The 22800-nt window shown below is 74.3% G+C and carries 20 protein-coding genes, 1 tRNA gene and 2 pseudogenes; 12 read left to right on the forward strand and 11 right to left on the reverse strand.

The annotated features are described in order from the left end of the window. Positions 1-7: 7 nt before the first annotated feature. Entirely contained in the window at positions 8-1561 is a 1554-nt protein-coding gene (locus OG370_RS36035; RefSeq protein ID WP_328471795.1) for an SDR family oxidoreductase, read from the reverse strand. Positions 1562-1971: 410 nt separating this feature from the next. Between OG370_RS36035 and OG370_RS36040 the strand changes: the two genes are divergently transcribed. After that, the gene (locus OG370_RS36040) at positions 1972-3447 is read left to right on the forward strand and encodes a chloride channel protein (protein ID WP_328471797.1); all 1476 of its coding nucleotides are present in this window, start codon (positions 1972-1974) and stop codon (positions 3445-3447) included. A 93-nt stretch (positions 3448-3540) separates the two neighbouring features. Further along, positions 3541-4503, forward strand: coding sequence for an SDR family NAD(P)-dependent oxidoreductase (locus OG370_RS36045; RefSeq protein WP_328471799.1), 963 nt, complete (start codon positions 3541-3543; stop codon positions 4501-4503). Between the two features lie 123 nt (positions 4504-4626). Here the strand turns inward: OG370_RS36045 and OG370_RS36050 are convergent, their stop codons facing one another. Then, the gene (locus OG370_RS36050; protein ID WP_328471801.1) at positions 4627-5085 is read right to left on the reverse strand and encodes a nucleoside deaminase; all 459 of its coding nucleotides are present in this window, start codon (positions 5083-5085) and stop codon (positions 4627-4629) included. Positions 5086-5170: 85 nt separating this feature from the next. Between OG370_RS36050 and OG370_RS36055 the strand changes: the two genes are divergently transcribed. Next, positions 5171-5881, forward strand: a complete 711-nt coding sequence (locus tag OG370_RS36055; RefSeq protein WP_328471803.1) for a PhzF family phenazine biosynthesis protein — start codon at positions 5171-5173, stop codon at positions 5879-5881. 46 nt (positions 5882-5927) lie between these two features. Here the strand turns inward: OG370_RS36055 and OG370_RS36060 are convergent, their stop codons facing one another. Next, positions 5928-6776 (reverse strand): hypothetical protein, encoded by an 849-nt coding sequence (locus tag OG370_RS36060; protein ID WP_443060807.1) that lies wholly within the window; start codon positions 6774-6776, stop codon positions 5928-5930. Positions 6777-7059: 283 nt separating this feature from the next. On the opposite strand from OG370_RS36060, the gene OG370_RS36065 reads away from it, so the two are divergent. From OG370_RS36065 to OG370_RS36075, 3 genes are all read left to right on the forward strand, one after another. Continuing rightward, complete coding sequence (locus tag OG370_RS36065; RefSeq protein WP_328471805.1) at positions 7060-9384, forward strand: hypothetical protein; 2325 nt, start codon at positions 7060-7062, stop codon at positions 9382-9384. Then, positions 9374-10861 (forward strand): hypothetical protein, encoded by a 1488-nt coding sequence (locus OG370_RS36070; RefSeq protein ID WP_328471807.1) that lies wholly within the window; start codon positions 9374-9376, stop codon positions 10859-10861. Before OG370_RS36065 ends, OG370_RS36070 begins: the two co-directional genes overlap by 11 nt. Positions 10862-10956: 95 nt before the next feature. Then, entirely contained in the window at positions 10957-11511 is a 555-nt protein-coding gene (locus OG370_RS36075) for a DinB family protein (protein WP_328471809.1), read from the forward strand. 48 nt (positions 11512-11559) lie between these two features. Here OG370_RS36075 and OG370_RS41615 read toward each other — a convergent pair. Further along, a pseudogene (locus OG370_RS41615) lies at positions 11560-11757 on the reverse strand (short-chain dehydrogenase); the annotation flags it as partial. Here OG370_RS41615 and OG370_RS36080 point away from each other — a divergent pair. Then, positions 11756-12166, forward strand: a pseudogene (locus OG370_RS36080) (acyl-CoA-like ligand-binding transcription factor); the annotation flags it as partial. The pseudogenes OG370_RS41615 and OG370_RS36080 sit on opposite strands and share 2 nt — an antisense overlap. A gap of 69 nt (positions 12167-12235) precedes the next feature. Here the strand turns inward: OG370_RS36080 and OG370_RS36085 are convergent. After that, positions 12236-12868, reverse strand: a complete 633-nt coding sequence (locus tag OG370_RS36085) for a MarC family protein (RefSeq protein WP_328471811.1) — start codon at positions 12866-12868, stop codon at positions 12236-12238. A 334-nt stretch (positions 12869-13202) separates the two neighbouring features. On the opposite strand from OG370_RS36085, the gene OG370_RS36090 reads away from it, so the two are divergent. Continuing rightward, a complete protein-coding gene (locus OG370_RS36090; RefSeq protein ID WP_328471813.1) occupies positions 13203-14654 on the forward strand; it encodes an MFS transporter in 1452 nt (483 codons plus the stop codon). A 172-nt stretch (positions 14655-14826) separates the two neighbouring features. Beyond that, positions 14827-15801 (forward strand): SCO2400 family protein, encoded by a 975-nt coding sequence (locus tag OG370_RS36095; RefSeq protein WP_328471815.1) that lies wholly within the window; start codon positions 14827-14829, stop codon positions 15799-15801. A 32-nt stretch (positions 15802-15833) separates the two neighbouring features. Here the strand turns inward: OG370_RS36095 and OG370_RS36100 are convergent, their stop codons facing one another. The 6 genes from OG370_RS36100 to OG370_RS36125 form a co-directional block, all read right to left on the reverse strand. Beyond that, the gene (locus OG370_RS36100) at positions 15834-17978 is read right to left on the reverse strand and encodes an acyltransferase family protein (protein WP_328471817.1); all 2145 of its coding nucleotides are present in this window, start codon (positions 17976-17978) and stop codon (positions 15834-15836) included. 229 nt (positions 17979-18207) lie between these two features. Beyond that, positions 18208-18993 (reverse strand): SDR family NAD(P)-dependent oxidoreductase, encoded by a 786-nt coding sequence (locus tag OG370_RS36105; RefSeq protein WP_328471819.1) that lies wholly within the window; start codon positions 18991-18993, stop codon positions 18208-18210. A 416-nt stretch (positions 18994-19409) separates the two neighbouring features. Further along, on the reverse strand, positions 19410-19619 hold the full coding sequence (locus OG370_RS36110; protein WP_328471821.1) for a DUF397 domain-containing protein: 210 nt from the start codon (positions 19617-19619) through the stop codon (positions 19410-19412). A 39-nt stretch (positions 19620-19658) separates the two neighbouring features. Then, a complete protein-coding gene (locus tag OG370_RS36115; RefSeq protein ID WP_443060919.1) occupies positions 19659-19865 on the reverse strand; it encodes a DUF397 domain-containing protein in 207 nt (68 codons plus the stop codon). A 164-nt stretch (positions 19866-20029) separates the two neighbouring features. After that, positions 20030-20239, reverse strand: a complete 210-nt coding sequence (locus OG370_RS36120) for a DUF397 domain-containing protein (protein WP_328471825.1) — start codon at positions 20237-20239, stop codon at positions 20030-20032. Beyond that, a complete protein-coding gene (locus OG370_RS36125) occupies positions 20236-21063 on the reverse strand; it encodes a helix-turn-helix domain-containing protein (protein WP_328471827.1) in 828 nt (275 codons plus the stop codon). The genes OG370_RS36120 and OG370_RS36125 overlap by 4 nt, the downstream gene beginning before the upstream one ends. A gap of 108 nt (positions 21064-21171) precedes the next feature. Between OG370_RS36125 and OG370_RS36130 the strand changes: the two genes are divergently transcribed. The 3 genes from OG370_RS36130 to OG370_RS36140 all read left to right on the forward strand — a co-directional run bounded on the left by OG370_RS36130 (position 21172) and on the right by OG370_RS36140 (position 22367). Then, on the forward strand, positions 21172-21360 hold the full coding sequence (locus OG370_RS36130; RefSeq protein ID WP_328471829.1) for a hypothetical protein: 189 nt from the start codon (positions 21172-21174) through the stop codon (positions 21358-21360). A gap of 7 nt (positions 21361-21367) precedes the next feature. After that, a tRNA-OTHER gene (locus OG370_RS36135) sits at positions 21368-21467 on the forward strand. 39 nt (positions 21468-21506) lie between these two features. Then, entirely contained in the window at positions 21507-22367 is an 861-nt protein-coding gene (locus tag OG370_RS36140) for a helix-turn-helix domain-containing protein (RefSeq protein ID WP_328471831.1), read from the forward strand. The last annotated feature ends 433 nt before the right edge of the window (positions 22368-22800 follow it).

The raw sequence follows: 22800 nt of genomic DNA on the forward strand, positions 1-22800 counted from the left end.
GACCCGCTCATCCCGTGCGGCCGCCTTTCGTGAGCCGGCCCGACGCGCCCGCGGCGGAGGAGCGTCCCCCGGAGGCGTCCATACGGCTCGCCGCCCGCGCGATGTTGCGCGCCATCCCGCCGAACACGGCAGCGTGGAAAGGGGAGATGGCCCACCAGTAGGCGTGCCCGAGCAGACCGCGGGGCTGGAAGACGGCGCGCTGGCGGTAGCGGGTGCGGCCGGAACCGTCGGTGCCCGCGCGCATCTCCAGCCACGCCGGGCCGGGCAGCCGCATCTCGGCGCGCAACCGCAGCAGCCGGCCCCGTTCGATCTCCTCCACCCGCCAGAAGTCCAACGAGTCGCCGATCCGCAGCCGTTCCGCGTCGCGCCGGCCGCGCCGCAGCCCGACCCCGCCCACCAGCCGGTCCAGCCAGCCGCGCACCGCCCACGCCAACGGGAAGGAGTACCAGCCGTGTTCACCGCCGATGCCCTCGATCACCCGCCACAGATCGGCCGGTGAGGCGTCGACCGCCGCCTCCCGCTCGTCGGTGTAGAGGCTGCCGCCGGTCCAGTCGGGGTCGGTCGGCAGCGGGTCGCTCGGCGCGCCGGGCACCGACGCCGACGACCAGCGGGTGGTGACCTGCGCGTCCCGCACCCGTTGCAGCGCCAGCCGCAGCGCGGTGTCCACGTCGAGCGGACCGCCGGGCGGGTCGGGCACGTGGTCGGCGATGTCGTGCTCGTGGCAGACCACTTCGTGCCTCAGCGACTCGGCGAGCGGGCGCGCCACACTCGCCGGGACCGGCGTGACCAGCCCGACCCAGTGGCTGGACAGCCGGGGCGTGAGCACCGGCACCGGCACGATCACCCGCCGCGGCAGCCCGGCCACCGCCGCGTACCGCCGCATCATGTCCCGGTACGTGACCACGCCGGTGCCGCCGATGTCGAACGCACGGTTCACGTCGGACGGCATGGCGGCGCTGCCCACCAGGTAGCGCAGCACGTCGCGGACGGCGATCGGCTGCATCCGGGTGCGTACCCAACTCGGCGTCACCATCGCCGGCAGCCGCTCGGTGAGGTAGCGCAGCATCTCGAACGACGCGGAGCCCGAACCGATGATCACCGCGGCCCGCAGCACCGTGGTCGGCACGCCCGACGCCAGCAGGATCTCGCCGACCTCGGTGCGCGAGCGCAGGTGCGGCGAGAGCCGGCCGGTCGGCACGTCCCGCGGGGTGAGCCCGCCGAGGTAGACGATCCGCCGCACGCCTGCGGCCCTGGCCTGCTCGGCGAAGATCCGCGCCGCCTTGCGGTCGGTCTGCTCGAACTCGGCGCCGGTGCCGAGCGCGTGCACCAGGTAGTACGCCACCTCGACGTCCCGCAGCGCCGCGCCCACCGCCTCGCGGTCCAGCACGTCGCCGGCCGCGACCTCGACCCGGCCCACCCACGGGTGGTCGCGCAGTTTCAGCGGGGTGCGGGCCAGGCACCGCACCTCGTGTCCGGCGTCGAGGAGTTGCGGGACGAGCCGGCCGCCGATGTACCCGGTCGCCCCGGTCACCAGGCACCGGGGTCCGGGCTGAGCTGTCACACGCCTCACCGTAGCGGACGGGATGTGCCGGAGCCGTCACCGAGCGTACGCGTGGCGGGGTGGTCGGGGAGCGGGCGGGCGCGTGGATGACCGCGGGGCGGGTCCGGTGCCGGGTCCGTCGCGGCAGGCCCCGTGAACCGCGGGGCGCGGCGCGTTCCTTGCGGCATTCGGCCCGCTCCCGCCGCTCCGCCGGGTGACCTGACCGGTGTCGGCGGCCGGGCGGGCGGCGCCTGGTGCTTGGGTCGGCGGGTCGGGGTACGCGAACGCGGTCGGCGGTGAGGCGGTGGGTCATGGCGGGCGGGGCAGCCGGGGCGGAAGGGGCGGCGGGCGCACCCGGCGGATCGGGCGGTGGAACGGGTGGCGGGCCGGGCACGGGCGGCGCGCCCGGGGCCGGTTCGGGCGGAAAAGGCGTGGCGGCCGAGGCGGACGCGCTGCTGCGCAGCCGCGGCTACCTCGGCCTGCTGGGATTCGCGGTCCTGCTCGGCGTCCCGATCTCCGCGGCGGCGTTCGGCTTCCTCGCGCTGACCGCGAAGCTCGAACCGCTGATCTACCACGACCTGCCCCGCTCGCTCGGCTTCGACGGGACCCCGCCGTGGTGGCCGGTGCCGATGCTCGCGGTCGGCGGGGTGCTGACCGCGCTGTGCGTACGCTTCCTGCCCGGCGGAGGCGGCCACGAGCCGACCGACGGGTTCTCCGCCACCGGCACGTTCGGGCTGAGCGCGCTGCCCGGCGTCTTCCTCGCCGCCCTCGCCACCCTCTCCTTCGGCGCGGTGCTCGGCCCGGAGGCGCCGCTGCTCGCGCTGGGCGGCGGGCTGGCCGCCGGGTCGATCCGGCTGCTGCGGCCCGGCCTGCCCGAGCGGACGTACGCGGTGGTCGGCGCCACCGGCAGCTTCGCCGCGGTCAGTTCGCTGCTCGGCTCGCCGCTGCTGGGCGCGTTCCTGCTGATGGAGGCGGCCGGGCTGGGCGGTCCGATGCTCGGCCCGGTGCTGGTGCCCGGCCTGCTCGCGTCCGGGATCGGCGCGCTCATCTTCGTCGGCATGGGCTCGTGGACGGGCCTCGGGACGTACTCCCTGAAGCTGCCGCACGTGCCGAAGGCGGCCGACCCCACCGCGGCCGAGTTCGGCTGGGCGCTGCTGATCGGGCTGGCCGCGGCACTGCTCGCGGCCGGGCTCCGGTGGCTCGCGCGGCGGCTGCGCCGGCACGTCGAGGGCCACCGGCTGCCGCTCACCGTGCTGCTCGGCCTGGTCGTCGCGGGCCTGGCCGTCGCCTACGCGGAGGGCTCGGGCAAGTCCGCCACCGATGTGCTCTACTCCGGGCAGACCGCGATGGGTCCGCTGCTCAGCGACGCCGCCACGTTCTCGATCGGCACGCTCGCGCTGCTGATCGTGTGCAAGGTCCTGGCGTACTCCGCGTCGTTGAGCGCCTTCCGCGGCGGCCCGATCTTCCCGGCCCTGTTCGTCGGCGCGGCCGGCGGCGTGCTCATGTCGCACCTGCCCGGCCTGCCACTGGTCGCCGCCTTCGCCACCGGGATGGGGGCGATGAGCGTGGCCATGCTGCGGCTGCCGCTCACGTCGGTGCTGCTGGCCACCCTCCTGCTCGGCAAGGACGGCCTGACCGTGATGCCGCTGGTGATCGTGGCGGTCGTGGTGTCGTACGTGGCCACGGCCGTGCTGTCCCGGCCCCCTGCCGGCGCGGAGCCTGATCCCGGAGCCGCACCTGGTCCGGGCGCCGCACCTGGTCCGGGCGCCGCGCCCGGGCACGGAACCGCGCCCGACACCGGAACCGCACCCGGGCACGGAGCCGCGCCCGACACCGGAACCGCACCCGGGCACGGAACCGCGCCCGCTTCAGGAGCCGCGCCCGACACCGGGGCCGGCAGCGGCTGAACGCGGCGGAAGAGGTGAAACCCGCCGCCGTTCGGCTCGAATGCCGCGCAGCCATTTGCCTTGGAGAGCACTCCAGCTCCTAGCCTCGAAGCCATGACCACACCACAGCAGCCCATCGCATCCGGATTCGGCGCCGAGAGCACCGCGGCCGAGGTCCTGCGCGGAATCGACCTGACGGGGAAGCTCGCGGTCGTCACCGGCGGCTACTCCGGGCTCGGCCTGGAGACCACCCGCGCGCTGGCCGCGGCCGGCGCGCACGTCGTCGTGCCGGCCCGCCGCCCCGACACCGCGCGGGAGGCGCTGGCCGGCATCGACGGCGTCGAGCTGGAGGAACTGGATCTGGCCGACCTCGGCAGCGTCGAGAAGTTCGCCGAGCGCTTCCTCGCCACCGGCCGCGACATCCACCTCGTCATCAACAGCGCTGCCGTCATGGCCTGCCCGGAGACCCGGGTCGGCCCGGGCTGGGAGGCGCAGTTCGCCACCAACCACCTCGGCCACTACGCCCTGGTCAACCGGCTGTGGCCGGCGATCGAGCGGGGCCGCGGCCGGGTCGTCGCGGTCTCCTCCGCCGGTCACCACTACTCCGCGATCCGCTGGGACGACCTCGGGTTCGAGCAGGGCGACTACGACAAGTGGGAGGCGTACGGCCAGGCCAAGACCGCCAACGTGCTGTTCGCCGTCCAGCTCGACGCCCTCGCCCGCGACCGCGGCGTGCGGGCCTTCGCGCTGCACCCCGGCGGTATCCTCACCCCGCTCCAACGCCACCTTCCCCAGCAGGAGATGGTGGACCGCGGCTGGATCGACGAGGACGGCAACCCGCTGAACCCGGAGGGTTTCAAGACGCCCGAACAGGGCGCCGCCACCCAGGTCTTCGCCGCCACCTCGCCCCAACTCGACGGCAAGGGCGGGGTCTACCTGGAGGACTGCGACATCGCGGACGTCGCGGTGCCCGACGGCCCCCGCACCGGCGTCAAGGAGTACGCCATCGACCCCGAGCAGGCGGCCCGGCTGTGGACCCTGTCGGCCGAACTCACCGGCGTGAACGCCTTCGACTGACGGGTGCGTCGCACCTGACGGATGGTCATCTGCCGCCGCTGATAGAGCGGTTGGACCGCCGGACCGCCCCGCGACCTATCCGGGCGGTCCGGCGCCCGTGCCGCCGAGGACCTCCCGCGGGGGCTACTCCCCGATGTCCTCGGCCCACAACTCCGGCCGCGCTACGATGAAGTCCCGCATCAGCGTGACGCACGCGTCGTCGTCCAGCACCGTCACCCGCACGCCGTGCTCGGCGAGCCAGTCGTGGCCGCCGTGGAAGGTGCGCGCCTCGCCGATCAGCACCCGGCCGATGCCGAACTGCCGTACCAGGCCGGAGCAGTACCAGCACGGCGACAAGGTGGTGACCATGGTGGTGTGGCGGTAGCCGCGCAGCCGCCCCGCCGCCCGGAACGCCGAGGTCTCGGCGTGCGCCGACGGATCGCCGTCCTGCACCCGGCGGTTGCGGCCGCGGCCGAGCTGGTCGCCGTCCGGGCCGAACAGGGCCGCGCCGATCGGGACCCCGCCCTCGGCCAGCCCCGCCCGCGCCTCCTGGAGGGCCACCGCGAGCATGGCCGCCGGGTCCGTTGCCGCCGTCCGTGTCATGGGCCCACTGTCCCGGCCCGGCCCGCCGCCCGCAACGCGACACGACCGGTGACCGCGGTACGGCCCGGGCTGGTTGAATGCTCCCGTGCCAGCCACCCGTACCAGTGTCGACGTGCTGACCGTGCTGTGCGGCCCCGACCGCCGCCACGGCAGCGAGGTCGCGGTCGTACGCGACGGGCGGCCGTATCCCGACCACCGCTCGCGCCGGGAACTGGCCGCGCGGCTGGGCTGCCCGCACACCGTGTTCGTGGACGACCCGGAGCGCGGCGCCGTCGAGGTGCACCGGCCCGGCCGGCCCGCCGCGCCGGGCGCGGAGCCGGGCTCCGTACCGGGCTGCGAGTTGGCCCCGCACGCGCTGATCGGCGCGGCCTGGCTGCTCGACCTGGAGATCCTGGAGATCCCCTCGCTCGGCGACGTGTTCGCCCGGCACGACGGGGAGTTCGGCTGGGTCACCGCGCTGGCCGGCTGGGCGGCGCCGTGCGCCCTGCGGCAGTACGCCGCTCCGGCGCTGGTCGAGGCGCTGCCGGCCGGCGACGCCGAGGAACGCCACTACGCCTGGGCGTGGTCCGACGAGGCGGCCGGTCGGGTCGTCGGCGCCGAACACCACGGCACCGCGTCCCCCCGCCCGGGTCCCACCGGCGCCGGCGCCCTCCTGCTCGCCCACCACCTGCAACGGGCCCTGAACGTCAGCGAGGCGCCGGGCGCCCAGATCCTCTGCGCGCCCGGCGCCGACGGCACCATCGAGATCGGCGGCCGCGTACTCCTCGACCCGGCCCGGCACCTGCGGCTCGGGTAGGGGCGAACGGCCCACAGGTCAGCCGGATCGCCCGCCGGTCAGCTGATCAGCCGGTCGTCGGCCGGTAGGCGTAGATCGTGGTGGCGACCTCGCACACGCTCGGCGGTACGATCTCCACCCGCAGCAGCTTGGCGGACGGGTCGTAGTCGACACCCTCGGCCTCGAAGGTGCCCGAGCAGATGCTGCTCTGCGGGATCTGGAAGAGCGTGCTGACCTGCCCGGTGACCGGGGTGCCGTCCAGCGCGTGCGGCAGGTCGACCTGGAGGACGTCCTTCGTGGCGTCGTCGGAGGCGCAGACCAGCCGGGTCGCGGAGACGAAGTCGCAGCCCTGGATGTCCGAGACGCTGTGGTCGAGGGTGATCTGCCCGGCCTGGGCGAGGGTGCCGCCGGTGCTCGGCGTGGACGGGTTGGTCAGCGGCGCGGGGAAGACCTGCAACCGGGTCTCGGTGTTCCACTCGCCCTCCACCAGCCACTGGGCGTCGGGGGAGACCGCGGCGAAGGAGTTGTTGAGCGCCTCGCCGGAGTCCAGCGGGTGGGTGTAGTCGTACGACTGGCCGCCCGGCGTGGTGACCTCGAAGAGCTTGGAGGTGGCGTCGTCGCCGCCCTGGTAGGCGTCGAAGACGTAGCCGTTCGCGATGTCCGGGTCGCCGACGTGGTTCCAGCCCTGGACCCGCAGCCGCAGCGGCACCGAGCCCAGGCCCCGGGTGAGCAGCGAGCCGTCCGCCCGGCTGGCGATGCCCTCGCCGCCGGTGAGCGAGTTCACCGTCGAACTGCCCGCCGCCACCCACCCGCCGGGCGAGTCGTCGGCGTGCGCGGTCGCGGAACCCAGCGCGGTGGCTGCGGCGGTGGCGATCAGCAGCGCGGTCGCGCGGCGGCGCAGTGCGGTTGCGGTCACAGGAACCCCCAAGGTGGTCGGAGCGCGGCTCGGCGGACCGACCCCGGCCACGTGCGCAGTCCTGTGGCGGGCTCGGGCAGCCATGACCCTAGCCCCACCGGTATCACCCGCACCAGCACGCGTCGGCCAACTCGCCCTGAACGTCGGAGGATTGGCGGGTGCATGGCGAGTGCGCGGGCCGGGGCGGCGAGGGCGGGGCGGGGCGGTCGCACGGCCCGGCGGGGCGTTGTCAGCGCCGGGAACTACAGTCGTGGGTGGGTACAGGCACGACGGGGAGACAGCCATGGGGGACACGAGCGGAGCGGGCGCGCGCCGATCACCGCGCGGGGGTGCGCCGACGCGGACAACCGCGCCGATCCTGGCCGTCCTCGGCATGCTGCTGCTCGTGTGCGGTGCCGGCGGCGCGAGCGCGGCACCGGACAGCGGTTCCGGGTCCGGCACGGGATCGGACGAGGGCAGCGCGGCGCCGCCCGTGTCGCAGTCCGTCCGGCTCGCCGCCGCGCTGCGCACCGACCCGGTGTACGTCACCGACCAACTGCCGCGCGTCGTCCCGCGGTCCACCGCCCCCGCCTTCGCGGCGCTGGCGAAGACGACCGGCGTGCCGACGTACGTCCTGGTCCTGCCCGACCACGGCGGCTCCGGCGACGCCCTGCTGGGCACCGTCCACGACCGGCTCGGCCGCGACGGGCTCTACGTCGAGGTGGACGACATGGGCGTCGCCGCCGCCAAGGCGTTCGGCGTCCGCGCCCCCGCCGACGACGCACGGACCATCGCGCTGTACGCGCTGCCGTACGACGCGGGGCCGCTGCGCTCCTTCCGCGTGTTCACCGAGGCGATCGCCTCCGGCCCGGCGCAGGCCGCGCACCGCGCCGACCAGTTGGAGAAGAAGTACGGCAACACCGGCCGCGAGGTCGCCCCCGACCACATCGACAGCACCGACCGCGCCAACCAGTCCTTCCTCACCGGCATCGCGCTGACCTGCGTCCCGCTGGCCGTGCTGCTGATCGGCTGGTACGTACGGGCCCGCCGGCGTCGTACACGTGCCAGGGGAGCGGGCGGTGGCGGTGCCACGGGTGGTGGCGCGGGCGCGGGCGTCACCCTCGCCAAGGGCGGCCATCCCCCCGGCAAGCCCGCCGGCCGGTCCACCCGCAAGGGCGCCAAGGTCACCAAGGACGGCCGCGGCGCCGAGGACCGTACGGTGCGCGGCGGGCGCGTCCGGGCGCCGCTGCCTGAGCTGGCCGCGGCGCTGCTGCTGGCCCTCGGCATCGTGCTCCTGGCGCCCCAGCTCTTCGACCAGACCACCGACAGCGCCGCCCCGCCGCCCACCCGCGCCGACCTCACCGCCCGGGTGGACCGGGTCGCGGCCGGCCTGCGGCAGGGCGCCGTCTACACCGACCCGGAGAGCCCGCAGGTGCTCGACGCGGCCCGGCTCGCCGAACTCCGCCGCAAGATCGCCGCGTTCCGCACCGGGCCGATCCGGCTCGCCGTGGTGCCCCAACTGCCCGACGACGAGTCGGCCGGCGACTCCGAGGCGTTCGTGACCGCGGTGCACGCCCGTCTCGCCGCCGACGGCGGCGGCGCCCCCGGCACCGACGCCGGCAAGGGCAGCGGCGGACTCTACGTCGTCGCGGACCCGCTCAGCGGCGACATCGACGTCTACGACTACGGCCTCCCGCTCGACGACCTCCGCCTCACCTTCGACCTGCCGATGGCCATCGCCTACGACCGCTCGGACGACGCCTCCGACGACAACCATCTCGGCGACCGCCTGGACCAGCTCATGGCGTACATCGCCAAGGTCCCGCACGCCGCCGCCGATCCGTCCTCCGGCCCGGACCAGCCCCCCGAGGCGGTCTCCGCCCACAAGCTGCCGGGGCTCTTCCACGGCGACTTCGTCCCGGGGCTGTTCGTCGGCGCGTTCGGCGCGGCCGTCCTGGTCGGCCTCACCGCCGCGGGCACCGGCACGGGCGCCGCGCTGCGACGGCGCGCGCGGCGCGGACCCCGTCGTGCGGCGGTCGCCGAGCCGCCCTCGCGGGCCTCGACCGCCTACCTCGCGCAGGCCGCCCGGCGCGAAACGGACGCCCTGGCAACGCAGTTCGCGGCCGCCGCCCCGGACGACCCGCACCGCGACACCGCCTGGGACTGCCTCGACACGGCGATGCTGCTCCTCGGCGACCACGACGGTGACGGCAGCGGACATGGCGGCGACGGACGCGACGCGGGCGCGCGGGCCGCGGAGTTGGCAGCCGCCACCGTGCTCGCGCAGGCGGGCCGCGCGGCGCTCGCCGGACGGCCGTACCCGCACTGCTGCACCGTCAACCCGCTGCACGGCGCCGCGGCCACCGACGGCGCGGTCACCGACGCCGCCGGGTCGAGCGACCGCGTCCCGTCCGCCCGGCGCGCCGCCGCCCGCGCCGGCCACCGCTGCGACGGCTGCCGCGCCGCCGCGGCCCGCGGCCCGGACACGCTCGACCGCCGACGGCTCTTCCTGCCCGGCCCGCACGGGAGTTGGCGGCCGTACGAGGAAGCCCCGGGCCCGTTGCCCACCGCACGCGACGGGATCGCCCGGCTGATCGCCGGCACGAGGGAGTACACCAATGTCCAGTAGCCACACCCCTCCCGCGCTGCCGTCGCCCGCACTCCACGGGACGGCTCGGGGCGCCGTACTCGCCTTGCTGGCAGGGCTGTTGACCCTATGCGGGCTGTTCGTGGCCGCGGCACCCGCCGGTGCCGCGCGGGCGCAGGCCCGGACACGGGCGCAGTCGCAGGGACAGGCGCGATCACAGGTCCACGCGCCGGTCCGGCTCGGCGCGCCCGCCACCGGGGGCACGGCGGGGCAGCGGATCGCGGACGCGCTGAAAGCCTCCCCGGTGTACGTCGACCCGGCGTACGCGGGCGCGGTGCCGCCCGCGCGGCAGAAGCAACTGGTCGCGCGGATCGGCAGGACGCACCTGCCGATCAAGGTGGCGCTGGTACCCCTGGTGAAGGGCGACGCGTTCGACGGCGACTCCACGGTGCTCCAAGGGGTGCTGCACGACCGGCTGGGGATGGGCGACCTCATCCTGATCACCATGGACGGCGAGTTCGGCGACACGCTGACCGGCCAGGAGTGGCCCGACGACACGCATCAGGCCATGGACGCGGCCAGTGCGGTCGGCCTGATGGACGACATGAAGAGCGCGGGCCTCGCCGACCGTGTCGCGAAGGCGATCGACCTGATCGCGAGCGGCGACGGCAAGAAGGCGTACGACCAGGCCACCGCCGACATCGGTGGCCCCCCGACCACGGCGAAGGCCGAGCACGGCAAGGGCGGTTCGGCCGGTTCCGGACCGGGCACGGTGGTGTGGCTGCTCGTCGTGGCCGCCGTCGTGCTGCTGGGCGGCGGAGCCGGTTGGCTGCTGCGGCGCCGCTCGATAGCCCGCCGCGCCTCGCCGTTCGCCTTCCCGCAGGAGGTGTTCGCGGCCGAGGAGGTCGCCGACGAGTCCGCGCTCCGGCGCCGCGCCGAGGCCGAGGTGATCGCGCTGGGCGAGGCGGTCGAGGACTCCGACGCCGGTTCCCGGCCCGGCCTCGGCCGCGCGCTCGACGCCTACGCGGCCGCCGGCAAGGTGCTGGACGGTGCCCGTGGCATCCCCGACCTCGCGGGCGTGCTCGCGCTGGTCGCCGAGGGCCGCGACGCCTTCGACGGCCGCTTCGACGCACTTCCGCTCTGCTTCTTCGACCCGCTGCACGGCCGGGCCGCCCGCCGCCTCGTCTGGCGGCCGCTCGGCCGCCGCGACACGCTGCGGGTCGCCGCCTGCGCGGAGTGCGCCACGGCCGTCGAGCAGCACCGCGCCCCGGAGGTGCTCACCGACACCGCCACCGACGGCCGCCGCGTCCCGTACTTCGAGATACCCGCGGGCGAGAGCGTCTGGGCCGCCACCGGTTACGGCTCACTCGTCCCGCCACCGGCTCCCGTAGCCCAGGCCGCAGCCGATGCGGCTGACGCCGGCGACTCCGACCGGTCCGCCGACCGGGATACGGGCCCCGGCGGCATCGCCCCCCGCGTCCTCAACGGCGACTTCCCCCGCCCGCGCCGCCCCCGCTGACCCGCGCCCGATCGCGGACCGTACCTGACCGCATCGGCTCCTAGGGTCGAGCGTGTCAAGACGAACGGCACCGGAAACGGACCGAAGGGATTCCCATGCCGAGTTTGGTGAACGCGGAGACCGACGAGCGGGACGCGCTGCTGGCCTTCCTGGACGCGCAGCGCGGCGGGCTGCGCCGCGCGGTGCGCGGGCTGACCGACGAGCAGGCCGCCGCGCACCCCAGCGCGAGCGCGATGGCGCTCGGCGGCCTGGTCAAACACGCGGCACACTGCGAGCACAACTGGGTCCAGGTCATCCTGATGGGCCGCCCGCAGGCCGGCCCCGGCCCGGCCGCCGACTGGCAGGCGGAGTTCCAGTTGCTGCCGGGCGAGACCCTGGCCGGCGTCCTCGCCGAGCTCGAAGTGGTGGGCCGCGCGACCCGCGCGGCCATCGCCGAACTCCCCACCCTCGACGTGCTCGTCGCGCTGCCCGAGGCCCCCTGGTTCCCCCAGGACGGCAAGCGCAGCGCCCGTTGGATTCTGCTCCACCTGATCGAGGAGCAGGCCCGCCACGCCGGCCACGCCGACCTCATCCGCGAATCCCTCGACGGCGCGCTCGCCTTCGACCTGCTCGCCCAGGAACAGCAGGAGCAGCGGGAGCAGCAGGAGTAGCACGAGCGGCAGCGGGAGCAAGGGGGGAGCCGTCACCCCATACGAGCGCAGACGGCGGCCGGTCCGGGGATCGGCTGCCGCGGTGGACAACTGCACGCGTGTCGGGCCGCCGCGCAAGTCGGCGAAGCCGTCCGGCCCGATGAACTCGCCGCCTTTCACGTCCGGGGTGGCCGCGTACAGCTGGGGCAGCGCCCCCTGTTCCGGGGGCTGGGGGAGCGGGGCGAGGATGTGGCCGAACAGCACCTTCCTGGCCGACATGGGCAGTGGCATGCGCGCGGCGCTGGCGTCTCGCCCCATCGAGGAGCAGCCTTCCGTGGCCCTGCGGCACACGGTCCGGGTCCCCGTGGCCGCCTGCGCCGACCATTTCGACCGGGCACTGCGCGTGGTTCAGCTGATTCTGCGCACCCCCGCCCTGCGCGCACGCTTCCTGGAGCGCCAGGACCAGTGGCGCGACGACTTGGCGGCGGAGTTGGCGCAGCGCCTTGGGCTCGATCCCGACACCGATCCGTACCCGCAGCTGGCTGCCGGGATGGCGCTCACCGCCTTCGACACCGTGCTGCGGCGGTGGAGCGACAGCGACGGCGCTCAGGACCCCGCCGAACTGACCGCCCGGGCGTTCGCCACCATCGTCCCGGCGCTGGACTCCATCGAGTGAGGCCAGGCGCCGTCGAGCGGCTGGGCGGGGTCCCCGCCGACGCCGACGGACCCCCGCAGACCCCCGGGATCAGTGCCCGCCGCGGCCCAACCCGGGGACGCCGAGCGCCGACAGGCCGTCGAGCATCACGTCGACGCCGACCGCGGCGAGCAGCAGGCCGAGCAGGCGGCTGAGGAGTTCGGTGATGGTGTGGTGGGTCCGGCGCAGGAGCGGCGCGAGCACGATCACGCAGGCGAGGTCGAGCACGATCACGGTGTCGTACGCGCCGACGACGGTGCCGCGCCAGGTCCACGAGTCGCGTTCGGACGCCTCGATGAGGATCGCGGTGAGCGCCAGCGGGCTCACCACGAACGGCATCAGCAGCGCCCTGAGCCCGCTCACCACGTCGGGGTGGTCCTCCTGCGGCCCGTCGGGGCCGAGTTGCACGCCGAGCACGAGGCTGATCGCGTAGATGAAGAAGATCGCGCCGCCGGCCAACTGGAGCGCGGGCGCGGAGATGTGGAACAGCTCCAGCAGCCAGGGCGCGGTGAACCCGGCGAGCGCGCCCACCGCGACCGCCACCGCCGACGACAGCAGCGCGATCAGCCGCAGCCGCCTCCGGTCGTGCACCCGCGCCAGGTGCGCGAACGACAGCAGCACCTTGGGCGGCCCCACGACGGAGAAGAACGTGATGAACGCGGCGGCGAAGTTCTTGGTGACCATGGGGCGCATCCTCGGTCCGCCGTGCCCGGCCGCGGCGGACCGACCCGCCCGAGGCGGAAAAAGCCCGCGCCGAGCGGACCTGCCCGGGTGGAGCAAAAAATGCCCGCGCCGGGCGAAGACCCGCCGCTACGATGAGGCGGTCGTCCATGAAGGAGAGTTGAGGTGCTCGGTCACCGAAGCACGCGCTGACGCCGTAGGTCGTATCCGACCCGTCATCGCGTGCTGCCCCTGAAGTCGAAGAGCGGCACAGCGAGCCTTTCCCTGCCCGGTTCCCGGCGGGCCGCACCCGCGCGCCCCGGAGCCGGCGCCGCTCTCCGCGACCCAAGGGGCACTCGTGCCGACCGCAGTTGGGACTCCCTCTCCCCGTTCCTCCCGCTCTTCCCGTTCCTCCCTCTGGCGGGACGCCGACTTCCGCAGGTTCTGGGCGGGCGAGACCGCCTCCCAACTCGGCGAGCAGGCCGGCCGGACGATCCTGCCGCTCCTCGCGGTGGTGGCACTCCACTCGGGCCCCGGCCGGCTCGGCGCCCTGCGTGCCGTCGAGCAGGCGCCGATCCTGCTCTTCTCGCTGCTGATCGGCGTGTGGGTGGACCGCCGGCGGTCCCGCCGGTTCATGGTCCTCGCCGACCTCGGCCGCGCCGCGGTGCTGGCCGCGGTCCCGCTGGCGTACCTCTTCGGCGGCCTCGGCCTTCCGCTGCTGCTCGTCGTCGCGTTCCTCACCGGGTCCCTGTCGGTGTGCTTCGACGTGGCGTACCAGGCCACGCTCGTACGGCTGGTGCCGCGCGATCGGCTCACCGAGGGCAACAGCGCGCTGGAGGGCAGCCGGTCCGCCGCCCAGATCGGCGGCCCCGCGCTCGGCGGCGGGCTGGTGTCGCTGCTGTCCGCTCCGGTCGCGGTCGCGGGCTGCGTGTTCTTCTTCGCGCTGTCCGCCCTGTCGATCCGCCGCATCCGGCGCCCCGAGCCGCGACCAGCGCGGACCGAGCCCGTACCCGCGTCCGTGCCCGTACCCGCGTCCGAGCCGACGCCCGAGCCGACGCCCGAGCCCGCGGCCGGCCTGTGGTGGCAGATCCGCGACGGACTGCGGCTCGTCGCCGGCGACCCCGCGCTGCGGGCCGTGGGCACGGCGTCGGGCCTCTTCCAGTTCTCCTTCGCCGCCCTGATGACCGTGTACCTGCTGTTCCTGCCGCGCGCGCTGCACCTGTCGGGCGGCGCGGTCGGCCTGGTGCTCGCGGCGACCGGCCCGGGCGCGCTGGTGGGCTCCGCGCTGTCCGCCCGGCTGCCGGCCAGGATCGGATACGGCGTGGTGCTCGTCGGCGCGGCCGCGCTCGCCGACGGCGCGATGCTGTGCGTGCCCGCGCTCCACGGCTCCGGCGCCGCCACCCTCGGCGCCCTCATGGCGATCAACTTCGTCTACGGCGCCTTCAGCCAGCTCGTCAACGTGACCACCACCGCCGTCCGGCAGGCCGTCACACCGCTACGGCTCCAGGGCCGCGTGGTCGCGACCATCAACGTCGTCGGCATGGGTCTGGGCCCGTTCGGCTCCCTGACCGGTGGCGGTCTCGCCGCCCGCTACGGGCTGCGCGCCGCGCTGCTGGCGACCGCCGCCGCTATGACCCTCTCCCCGCTGTACCTCGCCTGCTCCCCGCTCGCCCGCCTCGGCCGGAACCTCCCGGACCCGCCGGACGACCAGGACGAGCCGGACCTCCCGGACCAGGCGCCGGACGCCCTCCGTACGGCGGAGACCGGCGACCGGACGAGCCCGGCGCGGGCCGGCGACGCCTCCCCGTGACCGCGCGGCGACGGCGCCAACTCTCCTCACCCCGCACGATGTTCGGGCCGCGCCGCCCCACCGGACGGGAAGCGCCGGGGGCGGGCCTCCGCCCCGCCCCCGGAGCACGGCTCGCGGTGAACTAGCCTTGCGGCCCATGGGAAACGGGAGCCCGGAGAGAGGAGCGGGGCCAATGAGCACACCGGCGACTCGTCCGGGTCGTGCGGCGGGCGACGCGGACGACCCGCGGATGGACTACTGCTCGACCTGCCGTCGTACCCTCAACGGCGCCTTCATGTGCCCGGGTTGCGGTGCCTACGCGCCCGACATCGACCCGCGCGGCCCGGCCGGGCGGGCACCGGCCGACCTGCCGCCCGTGGACGGCGACCCCGTGGACGACCTCGCGGCGGAGCCGGACGGCGCGCCCGCCCCCGAGGCGCCGACGGTGTCCATCCCGGCCGTCCCCGCGGCGCCCGAGACGCCGTACGACCGCGACCGCGAACGGCTCCCGGCGCCACGCGGGTCCGCCACCGCAGAGCCGACGGCGCCGCGCCCGGACGCGCCTTCCGCCGACGCCTCCCCGGCCGGCCCGCCCTCGGCCAAGGTGGCGCTGCCCCCGGAGCGGCCCGACCCGGCCGGAGCGCCCGAGGTCTCCGCGACCTCAGCCTCCCGCACGCCCGGCGCCGGCCCGCAGCCGACCCCGGGCACCGGCCCGGAACCGCTCGACGAGCGGCGCCGCAGGAACCGCCGCCGCGCCGCGGTCGTCGCCGCGTTCGCACTGGTCGGGGGCGGCGTAGCCGCGGCGGTCATATCCGCCGGCTCCTCCTCGACCCCGCCCGCCGCGTCCGTCCCGGACGACCCCTCGCCGCATGGCACTTCGGCGCCGGCCGCCGCCGCCCCCGCCTCCAGCGCGCCGCCCCGCAGCCCCTTCACCGGGCACCCCCGCACCTCGGCCGGACGCCCGCCCGCCGCAGGCTCCGGCAAAGCCGCCTCCTCCGCCCCCGCCACACCCCGGGCAGCGGGCACCACGGCCTCCGGCAGCGTCACCACCCCCAGCACCGGTACGTCCGCACCGCAGTCCGCGTCGCCCACCGGCACCCCGACCTCCGCACCCCCCACCACCCCGTCAGGCAAGCCGCCCTGCGTGCTGGGCATCTGCCTGCACTGACCCGCGCCCGCACCCGCCCCAGCACGTCGCCGTCAGGAGTCGCCGGCGGTCAGGGTGTCGGCGAGGCTGGTCGCGAACAGCGTGGTGCCGGCGCCGCCGCGCGGATGGACGTGGTCGATCCACAGCAGGCCCAGATGGGTGGCGACGGTGGAGTACCAGTCGTCCAGGAGCACTTCGGGGTGGTCGGCGTGGTAGTCGCGCACCGCGCTGTTGACGCTGTCCTGCCACGGGAACGGCCCGCGTACGGTGGTCAGTACGATCCGGCGGTCGCCGACCACGGCGCGGACGTGGTCCACGTCCTCCGTGCTGAACGTCGCGTTGGTGCCGAGCGCCAGCACGACGGTGCCGCGCAGCCGGTGCTGGGCCAGGAGCTGCGCGCAGATGTCGGGGGCGTCCTCCATCATCCGCCCGACCTGGGCGTAGAGCTGGATGCCGGGCAGCACCCGGTGCAGATCCTGCGCGGAGCCCAGCGTGATCGAGTCGCCGATCATCGTGATGTCGCTGCCGTCGACCGTGCCGGGCGCGAGGGAAGGCGCCGCGGAGGGGGACCGCTCGGGCGGCGCCGACGCGCCCGGGTCGGCGGGAGGCGCGGGCACCGGGGCCGGGGGAGACGCCGGGTCCGCCGCCGTACCGGACGAGCCGTGGGGCGCGGCGAAGTGGGCGTCCCCGCCGCCCTTCCCGGCGAGCGTCGCCTCGTACTTCGCCCCGGCCTGCAACTGGCTCTGCAGGGCGCTGGGCGCCGACGCCGGACTGACCAGCACCGCGGCCGCCGCGAGCGCGACCGCGCCGACCACCACCGCCAGTGCCGGGTGCCGCCTGACCACCCGGGCCCGCGGAGCCGTACGGTGCGCGAGTCGCAGCAAGGCCGCCGGTGCCGGGAGCAGTCCGGCCGCTGCCTGCCCTTGCCGCGCCTTCTCGTCCGGCGGAAGTGCCCCGCCGGCCCGCGGAATCGTCGTGTCCCGCCCGGCCGTCCCGCCGTGCCCCGCCGTTCCGCCGTGCGTCGCTGTCCCGCCGTGCCCCGCCGTTCCGCCGCGCGTCGCCCTACGGTCCGGCTGCCGGCGCAGGGCCGCGGCGATCGGCCGCTGCACCAGCCGCTGGCCGGCGACGGCGAGGAGCAGCGGCGCGAGGAGTTCCACCGCGCGTACGGCCGTGGAGGTGTCGGGCCACAGGGCGTTCGCGGTCACGACGACCGGCCAGTGCCACAGGTAGAGCCCGTAGGAGTGCCGGCCGAGCAGCCGCAGCGGTGCGGTGTCCAGCAGCCGCGGCTGCGCGTCGAGCGCGCAGCCCGCGCACACCACCGTGGTGGCCAGCGCGACCACCGCGAAGCCCCACCCGTACATCACGCCGTTGCCCGGGCCGAGTACGGCGAAGCCGGCCAGCGCCGCGAGCGCGGTGCGCACCGCGGCCCGGCCGCGGTGCGGCAGCCGGGCGGCGTAGCGGGTCAGCGCGGGCAGGGCCAGCGCGGCGGCGCAGCCCGCGAGGAGCGCGCCGCAGTGCGAGTCGGTGCCGAAGTACGCCCGGGAGCCGCCGGCGGCGCCGGGGCCGAGCGCGTGCATCCGCCACAGCGACGTCGCCGCGCCGCCGGCGGCGAGTACCGCGAGGGTCCCGGTCAGCAGCGGCCGGCGGCGGCCGCGCGCGAGCGGCAGGAGGACGGCCAGCAGCAGCGGCCAGACCAGGTAGAACTGCTCCTCCACGCTCAGCGACCACAGGTGCTGGAGCAGCGGCGGGCTGCCGAAGTGGTGGAAGTAGTCGGCGCCCTGGTGGATCTGCCACCAGTTGTTGACGAACGCCAGCGAGGCCAGGGTGTCGCCGCGCAGGCCGTCGCCGATGCCGGTGCCGCGTCCCGCGGTGAGCCGCGCGGCCACCGCGCAGGCGGTCAGCACCAGCAGCAGTTCGGGCAGGAGCCGGACCGCGCGGCGCCGCCAGAACCCGCCGAGCCCGATCCGGCCGTCCCGCCGGTGCTCGGCCAGGAGCAGATGGGTGATCAGGAAGCCGCTGATACCGAAGAAGACGTCCACGCCGAGGTAGCCGCCGGGCAGCCAGTCCGGGTCCACGTGGTACGCGACGACGGCCGCGACGGCGAGCGCGCGCAGCCCGTCCAGGCCGGCGAGTCGCTGACCTCGGGCCGGTGGCCCGGATCTCCGGGAGGCGTTCCGGTCGGCGTTCCGGTCAGCCACCTGGCCGGTTTCCGGGCTGCTGTCCTTACGGGGCCCCGGGCCGATGTCCTTGCGGGGCGCGGGTGGGTCCGCCGGTCCGTGCAGGGGGGAGGCGGCGGGGGGACGGGACTCGGGCAGCGGGGCAGACGAAGGCACGCTCCACCGTAGGAACGGCCCCGCCGGCCCCGCGCGTGCTGATCGACCATCAGAACTAACAGATCATCAGATCATCACCCGAACGTGCGAAGGGTCAGTAGAAGATCGGGCCGAGCGCCCCGCCGCCGGCCACCACCGGGTCGCCGTTGAGCGCGACGCTCTTCGGGCTCGCCAGGAACGTGATGACGTCCGCGACCTCCTCCGCCGTCACGAGCCGGCCGATCGAGATGCCCGCGGCGGCGGCGCGCTCCACGTCCTCGACGCTCACGCCCCGGTTCGCCGCCATGGTGGCGAGGGTCTGCGGGGTCTTCTCGGTGCGGGTCAGACCGGGGTGGACCACGACCACGTTCACGCCCTGCGGGCCGAGTTCGTCCGCGAGGTTCTTGCTCAGCGCGGCCACCGCCACGTTGCGTACCGAGCCGACCACCGAACCGGTCTGACGCGCCGCCAGCCCGCTGACGTTGATGATCCGGCCCCAGCCGCGCTCGGCCATGGCCGGCGCGAAGGCCCGCGCGGTGCGCAGATAGCCGCGCACCTTCACGTTGAACTCCTCCTCCAGCGTGTCCTCGGGGAAGCTGCCCGGGCTGGGCGTGGCGGCGGCGTTGACGAGGATGTCCACGCCGCCGAGCGCGCGGACCGCCTCCGCGGCGAGCGCCGCCACCGAGGCGTCGTCGCCGGTGTCGGCGGGCAGGCCGACCACCGTGCGGTCCGGGCCGGCGTGCGCGCGGACCGCCTCGACGGCGGCGGCGAGCGCGTCGGCGCCGCGCGCGACGAGTGCCACGTCGGCGCCTTCGGCGGCCAGCGCCTTGGCGGTGGCCAGCCCGATGCCCCGGCTGCCGCCGGTGACGACGGCCCGACGGCCGGTCAGTTCGAGATCCACGGTGCGTCCCCTTCGGTCCCTGCGGTGTCGCTGGGCGGTGTCGCTGTGCCCCAGCGTCAATCACCGCCGCCCGCCGCTTGTTCCCCCGTGACGTCTCGCGTCCCTCCGCCGGAGACGGCGCAGTCTCCGCCTCGGCCTCCCGGTTTCCCGTGTCGGACCTGTTCTCGTATCGCTACCGCCAGGTGGAGTCCAGCGCTGAGGAGTCGCCATAGCCCTCATTTCCCCGGGCTGTGCCGCAGCGTCCCGCCGCCGCACCCGCGGCACTGCCGTCCTCCCGATCCAACGCCTCGAAGAACCTCGCCTTCAACCCCTCAAAATCCACGATCCCCGCAACTCCTGGAAGCCAGGGTGTTGCGGGGATCACGAGAACCCGCCGTGGAGATAGCGGGGCCGTTGGTGGGTGGTACGGGTGCGGGTCAGGCGAGGGGGAAGTCGCCGGCCTTGACGCCTGCCACGAAGGAGGCGAACGCGTCGGCCGGGAAGGCCAGCGCCGGGCCGTTCGGGTCCTTGGAGTCTCGGACGGGGACCAGGCCATGGGAGGCGGCGAGGTTGGCGGCGACCTCGATGCACTGGCCGCCGTTGTTGCTGTACGAGGATGTGAACCAAAGGGGGGTTTCGGTCGTCACGGGGCACCCTTTCGATTGGGGAGCGTCGCGTGAGTGGGTTCAGGCGAGGGGGAAGTCGCCGGCCTTGACGCCTGCCACGAAGGAGGCGAACGCGTCGGCCGGGAAGGCCAGCGCCGGGCCGTTCGGGTCCTTGGAGTCTCGGACGGGGACCAGGCCATGGGAGGCGGCGAGGTTGGCGGCGACCTTGATGCACTGGCCGCCGTTGTCGCTGTAGGAAGACGTGAACCAACGCGGAGTCTCGGTCATCACGCAGCCGATGGTAGGCCCCCAAAACGGTTGCAGCGGAGACGATTTCACGCTGGATTTGCCTCTGTTCCCGTCGCTTGGCGTACGTGGCCCCAGTGCGTACGGCCCTGCTACCTGTGAGGGGTAGCAGGGCCGTTGATGCGTGGTGCGGGAGCGGGAACGGGTCAGACGAGGGGGAACTCGCCGGCCTTGACGCCCGCCACGAAGGAGGCGAACGCGTCGGCGGAGAAGTCCAACGCCGGGCCGCTCGGGTCCTTGGAGTCTCGGACGGGGACGACGCCACGCGAGGCGGCAAGGTTGGCGGCGACCTCGATGCAGGCGCCACCGTTCTCACTGTACGAGGACGTGAACCAACGCGGAGTCTCGGTCGTCACAGACTGCCCTTTCGTAGCCGGTTGATCATGGCCACCGACGCCGCCTGCGACAGCGCTTCGGCCTGGAGTTGATGGTAGGCCGTCAACACGGGAAGCACGAATGGGGTTTCCCGTTCCAGGTGGCCCTGATGGGCGGACTCGGCGTACGAGATGAGCGAGCGATCCGACAGTGTCAAGAGGTACAAGGGCAGGCTGAGCGATCGGCGCGCGCCCATGGTGAACGGCGCCACCTGAACGACCGTGTTCGGCAGGTCGGCGAACTCAAGCAGCCGCGTGAACTGGGCTTCCATGACCGCACTGTCCCCGATCGGTCGCCTGAGGCAGCTCTCGTCGAGCACCACGAAGACCAGAGGAAGCGGTATCCGGTCCAGAGTCGCTTGGCGTTGTGCGATGAGTGCGTTGCGTTCGTCTCCTTGCTCGGGGGTGATCGCACCACGTTTGACGGTTCCTGCCGTGAGCGCCGCCGCGTAGTCCGGGGTCTGGAGCAACCCCGGTATGACGCCGACCTCGTACAGCCTGATCTCCGCCGCTTTGGCCTCGTGCGCGACGAACTCCGGAAACCCTTCCAGCAAGGCGTCCGAGCGCACGGCCCTGCCCTGGCGTTCGAGCTGGTCGCCCGTCCCGAGCACCTTGTCAGCAATGGTCGAAAACCGGGGAGTTGGAGACCGACGACCAGTTTCCACGGCAGATATATGCGTACCCGAGTACCCCATGCGCTCGGCCAACTCGTCCTGCGTCCACCCGCGCTCGTCCCGTAACCTGCGCAGCCGCTCACCGAACGCTGCGACTGGCGAACTCTCGGGCTTCAGCTCTTTGCGGTTCAACGGCGAGTCACCTAACTCCCCCGTCAGATCGTGCAGGTTGAAGACCCCTGAAGTCTAGGACACGCTGACTCTCCTTGGTAGTGGACCCACTACGGAGAGGAACGGGCCATGGGTATGACCATCGCCGTGTATCGGGTCAATCCGATGTCCGGGGAGCGCACCACCGTCCGGGACCGTTACGACGTGCAGCCGGCAACCCTGCCGACACCGTTGAGCAGCGCTCTGAGGCCGTGCGGCTGCAAGCGCTGTCGGCAGAGCGAGTGCACCGGTCCGGCCACGCCGCCCGACCACCGTTGACGTACTTCCCCTTGTAGCTCAGTCAGGAAGAGCCCGGGCCCCCGCACTGCCTCCGTTCATGCGTGCGGGTCGGCCCGATGACTCCGGTTCGAGTCCGGACAAGGGGACTTGGCGAGCACGAACGACACCGTAGAGAGGACATCCGTATGGCCGGCACCAGCGGCGAGAAGGGCACCACCAGGATGCTCATCGACTGGGAGTGGTTGTCCGCGCGGGAGTTGTACGCCAGTGAGTTGGCCTATCGGCGCCAGCAGGCGGGGATGACGTTGATGGAACTCGCGGGACTGTGCATGTACGAGCAGTCGTACCTGCACCGGCTGGAGCGGGGACAACGGTTGGGCACCGTGGAGGCGGCCACGGCGCTGGACAAGGTGTACGGCACCGGGACCCTGCTGGTGAAGCTGTGGCACCTGGCCAAACGCGAGGCGAAGGACAAGCCGTTCCTGGGTCTTGCCCCGTTGGAGGCGGACGCGGTGAGCGTCCAGGAGTACGCGGTCAGCGCGGTGCCGTACCTGCTCCAGACCCGCGCCTACGCCGAAGAGCAGCTCCGTACTGCCCGCCCGCACAGCATCAAGCAGTTGAGCGCGCAAGTCACCGAGCGGCTCAAGCGCCAGGACCGCCTCACCGGACCCCACCCGGTGCACTACCGCGCGCTGATCGACGAGGCCGTCCTACGGCGCGGGGCGCGCAACCCCCAGACGTGGACCGGCCAGTTGGAACACCTCATCGACGTCGCCCAGCAGCCCGACGTGTCGCTGCACGTGGTGCCGTTCGGGACCGGCCCGCACCACATCCGCAGCTGCCTGGAGCTGATCTTCTTCCAGGACGGCCACGTCGTGGCGTACACGCGGAGCAGTTGGAGCGGCCACCTCGTCGAGGAACCCGAAGACGTCGAACCGCTGCGCCTGGCCTACGACCTGCTCCGCGACACCGCCCTCACGCCGACGGACTCACTGGCCTTCCTGCGTACCGTACTGGCCGAACACACCACGCACACCCGGCCGTAGCACCCCCAGAAGCGGGCGTCGCAAAGGGCGATCCGGGGTTCCATCTGCTGGACAGCTCGACCCGGCCGGTCCGCCCTACCGTTCACGCCAGGTGTAGGGGGGTGGCGGCGGCGGTGTCGGTGTCGGTGTCGGGCCGGCGGCGGCGCCGCAGGGCCGCCGACTGTCCAGGCCCAGGGCCCGGCGGAAGTCCTCGACCTGGCCCGGCCCCGATAACGGTGCGGCAGGTCGGCCAGTTCGGTGCGCGGGTACAGGTCCTCCAGCACGAGCAGGCGGGAGTCCGCTGAGGCGGCATGCAGGCATGGTGCGAGGTGGTCCGGGTGCCGGTGGAGGCTGTGAGCGGTGCCTTGATCTCGGCGGATGTGGGGAGGGCGACGTCCAGAGGTGAGGGCATCGGGGATCTTCGCACGGCCGGGCCAAGAGCAGGGGAAGGTCC

Origin of the sequence: Streptomyces sp. NBC_00448 (genome assembly GCF_036014115.1) — a bacterium.
Classification (GTDB): Bacteria; Actinomycetota; Actinomycetes; order Streptomycetales; family Streptomycetaceae; genus Actinacidiphila.

Coding starts and splice junctions, on each gene's coding strand:
- OG370_RS36140 (WP_328471831.1), top strand. CDS start 21,507: ATGGCCGGCACCAGCGGCGAGAAGGGCACCACCAGGATGCTCATCGAC.
- OG370_RS36095 (WP_328471815.1), top strand. CDS start 14,827: ATGAGCACACCGGCGACTCGTCCGGGTCGTGCGGCGGGCGACGCGGAC.
- OG370_RS36085 (WP_328471811.1), bottom strand. CDS start 12,868: ATGGTCACCAAGAACTTCGCCGCCGCGTTCATCACGTTCTTCTCCGTC.
- OG370_RS36115 (WP_443060919.1), bottom strand. CDS start 19,865: ATGACCGAGACTCCGCGTTGGTTCACGTCTTCCTACAGCGACAACGGC.
- OG370_RS36075 (WP_328471809.1), top strand. CDS start 10,957: ATGCCGAGTTTGGTGAACGCGGAGACCGACGAGCGGGACGCGCTGCTG.
- OG370_RS36045 (WP_328471799.1), top strand. CDS start 3,541: ATGACCACACCACAGCAGCCCATCGCATCCGGATTCGGCGCCGAGAGC.
- OG370_RS36065 (WP_328471805.1), top strand. CDS start 7,060: ATGGGGGACACGAGCGGAGCGGGCGCGCGCCGATCACCGCGCGGGGGT.
- OG370_RS36050 (WP_328471801.1), bottom strand. CDS start 5,085: ATGACACGGACGGCGGCAACGGACCCGGCGGCCATGCTCGCGGTGGCC.
- OG370_RS36070 (WP_328471807.1), top strand. CDS start 9,374: ATGTCCAGTAGCCACACCCCTCCCGCGCTGCCGTCGCCCGCACTCCAC.
- OG370_RS36130 (WP_328471829.1), top strand. CDS start 21,172: ATGGGTATGACCATCGCCGTGTATCGGGTCAATCCGATGTCCGGGGAG.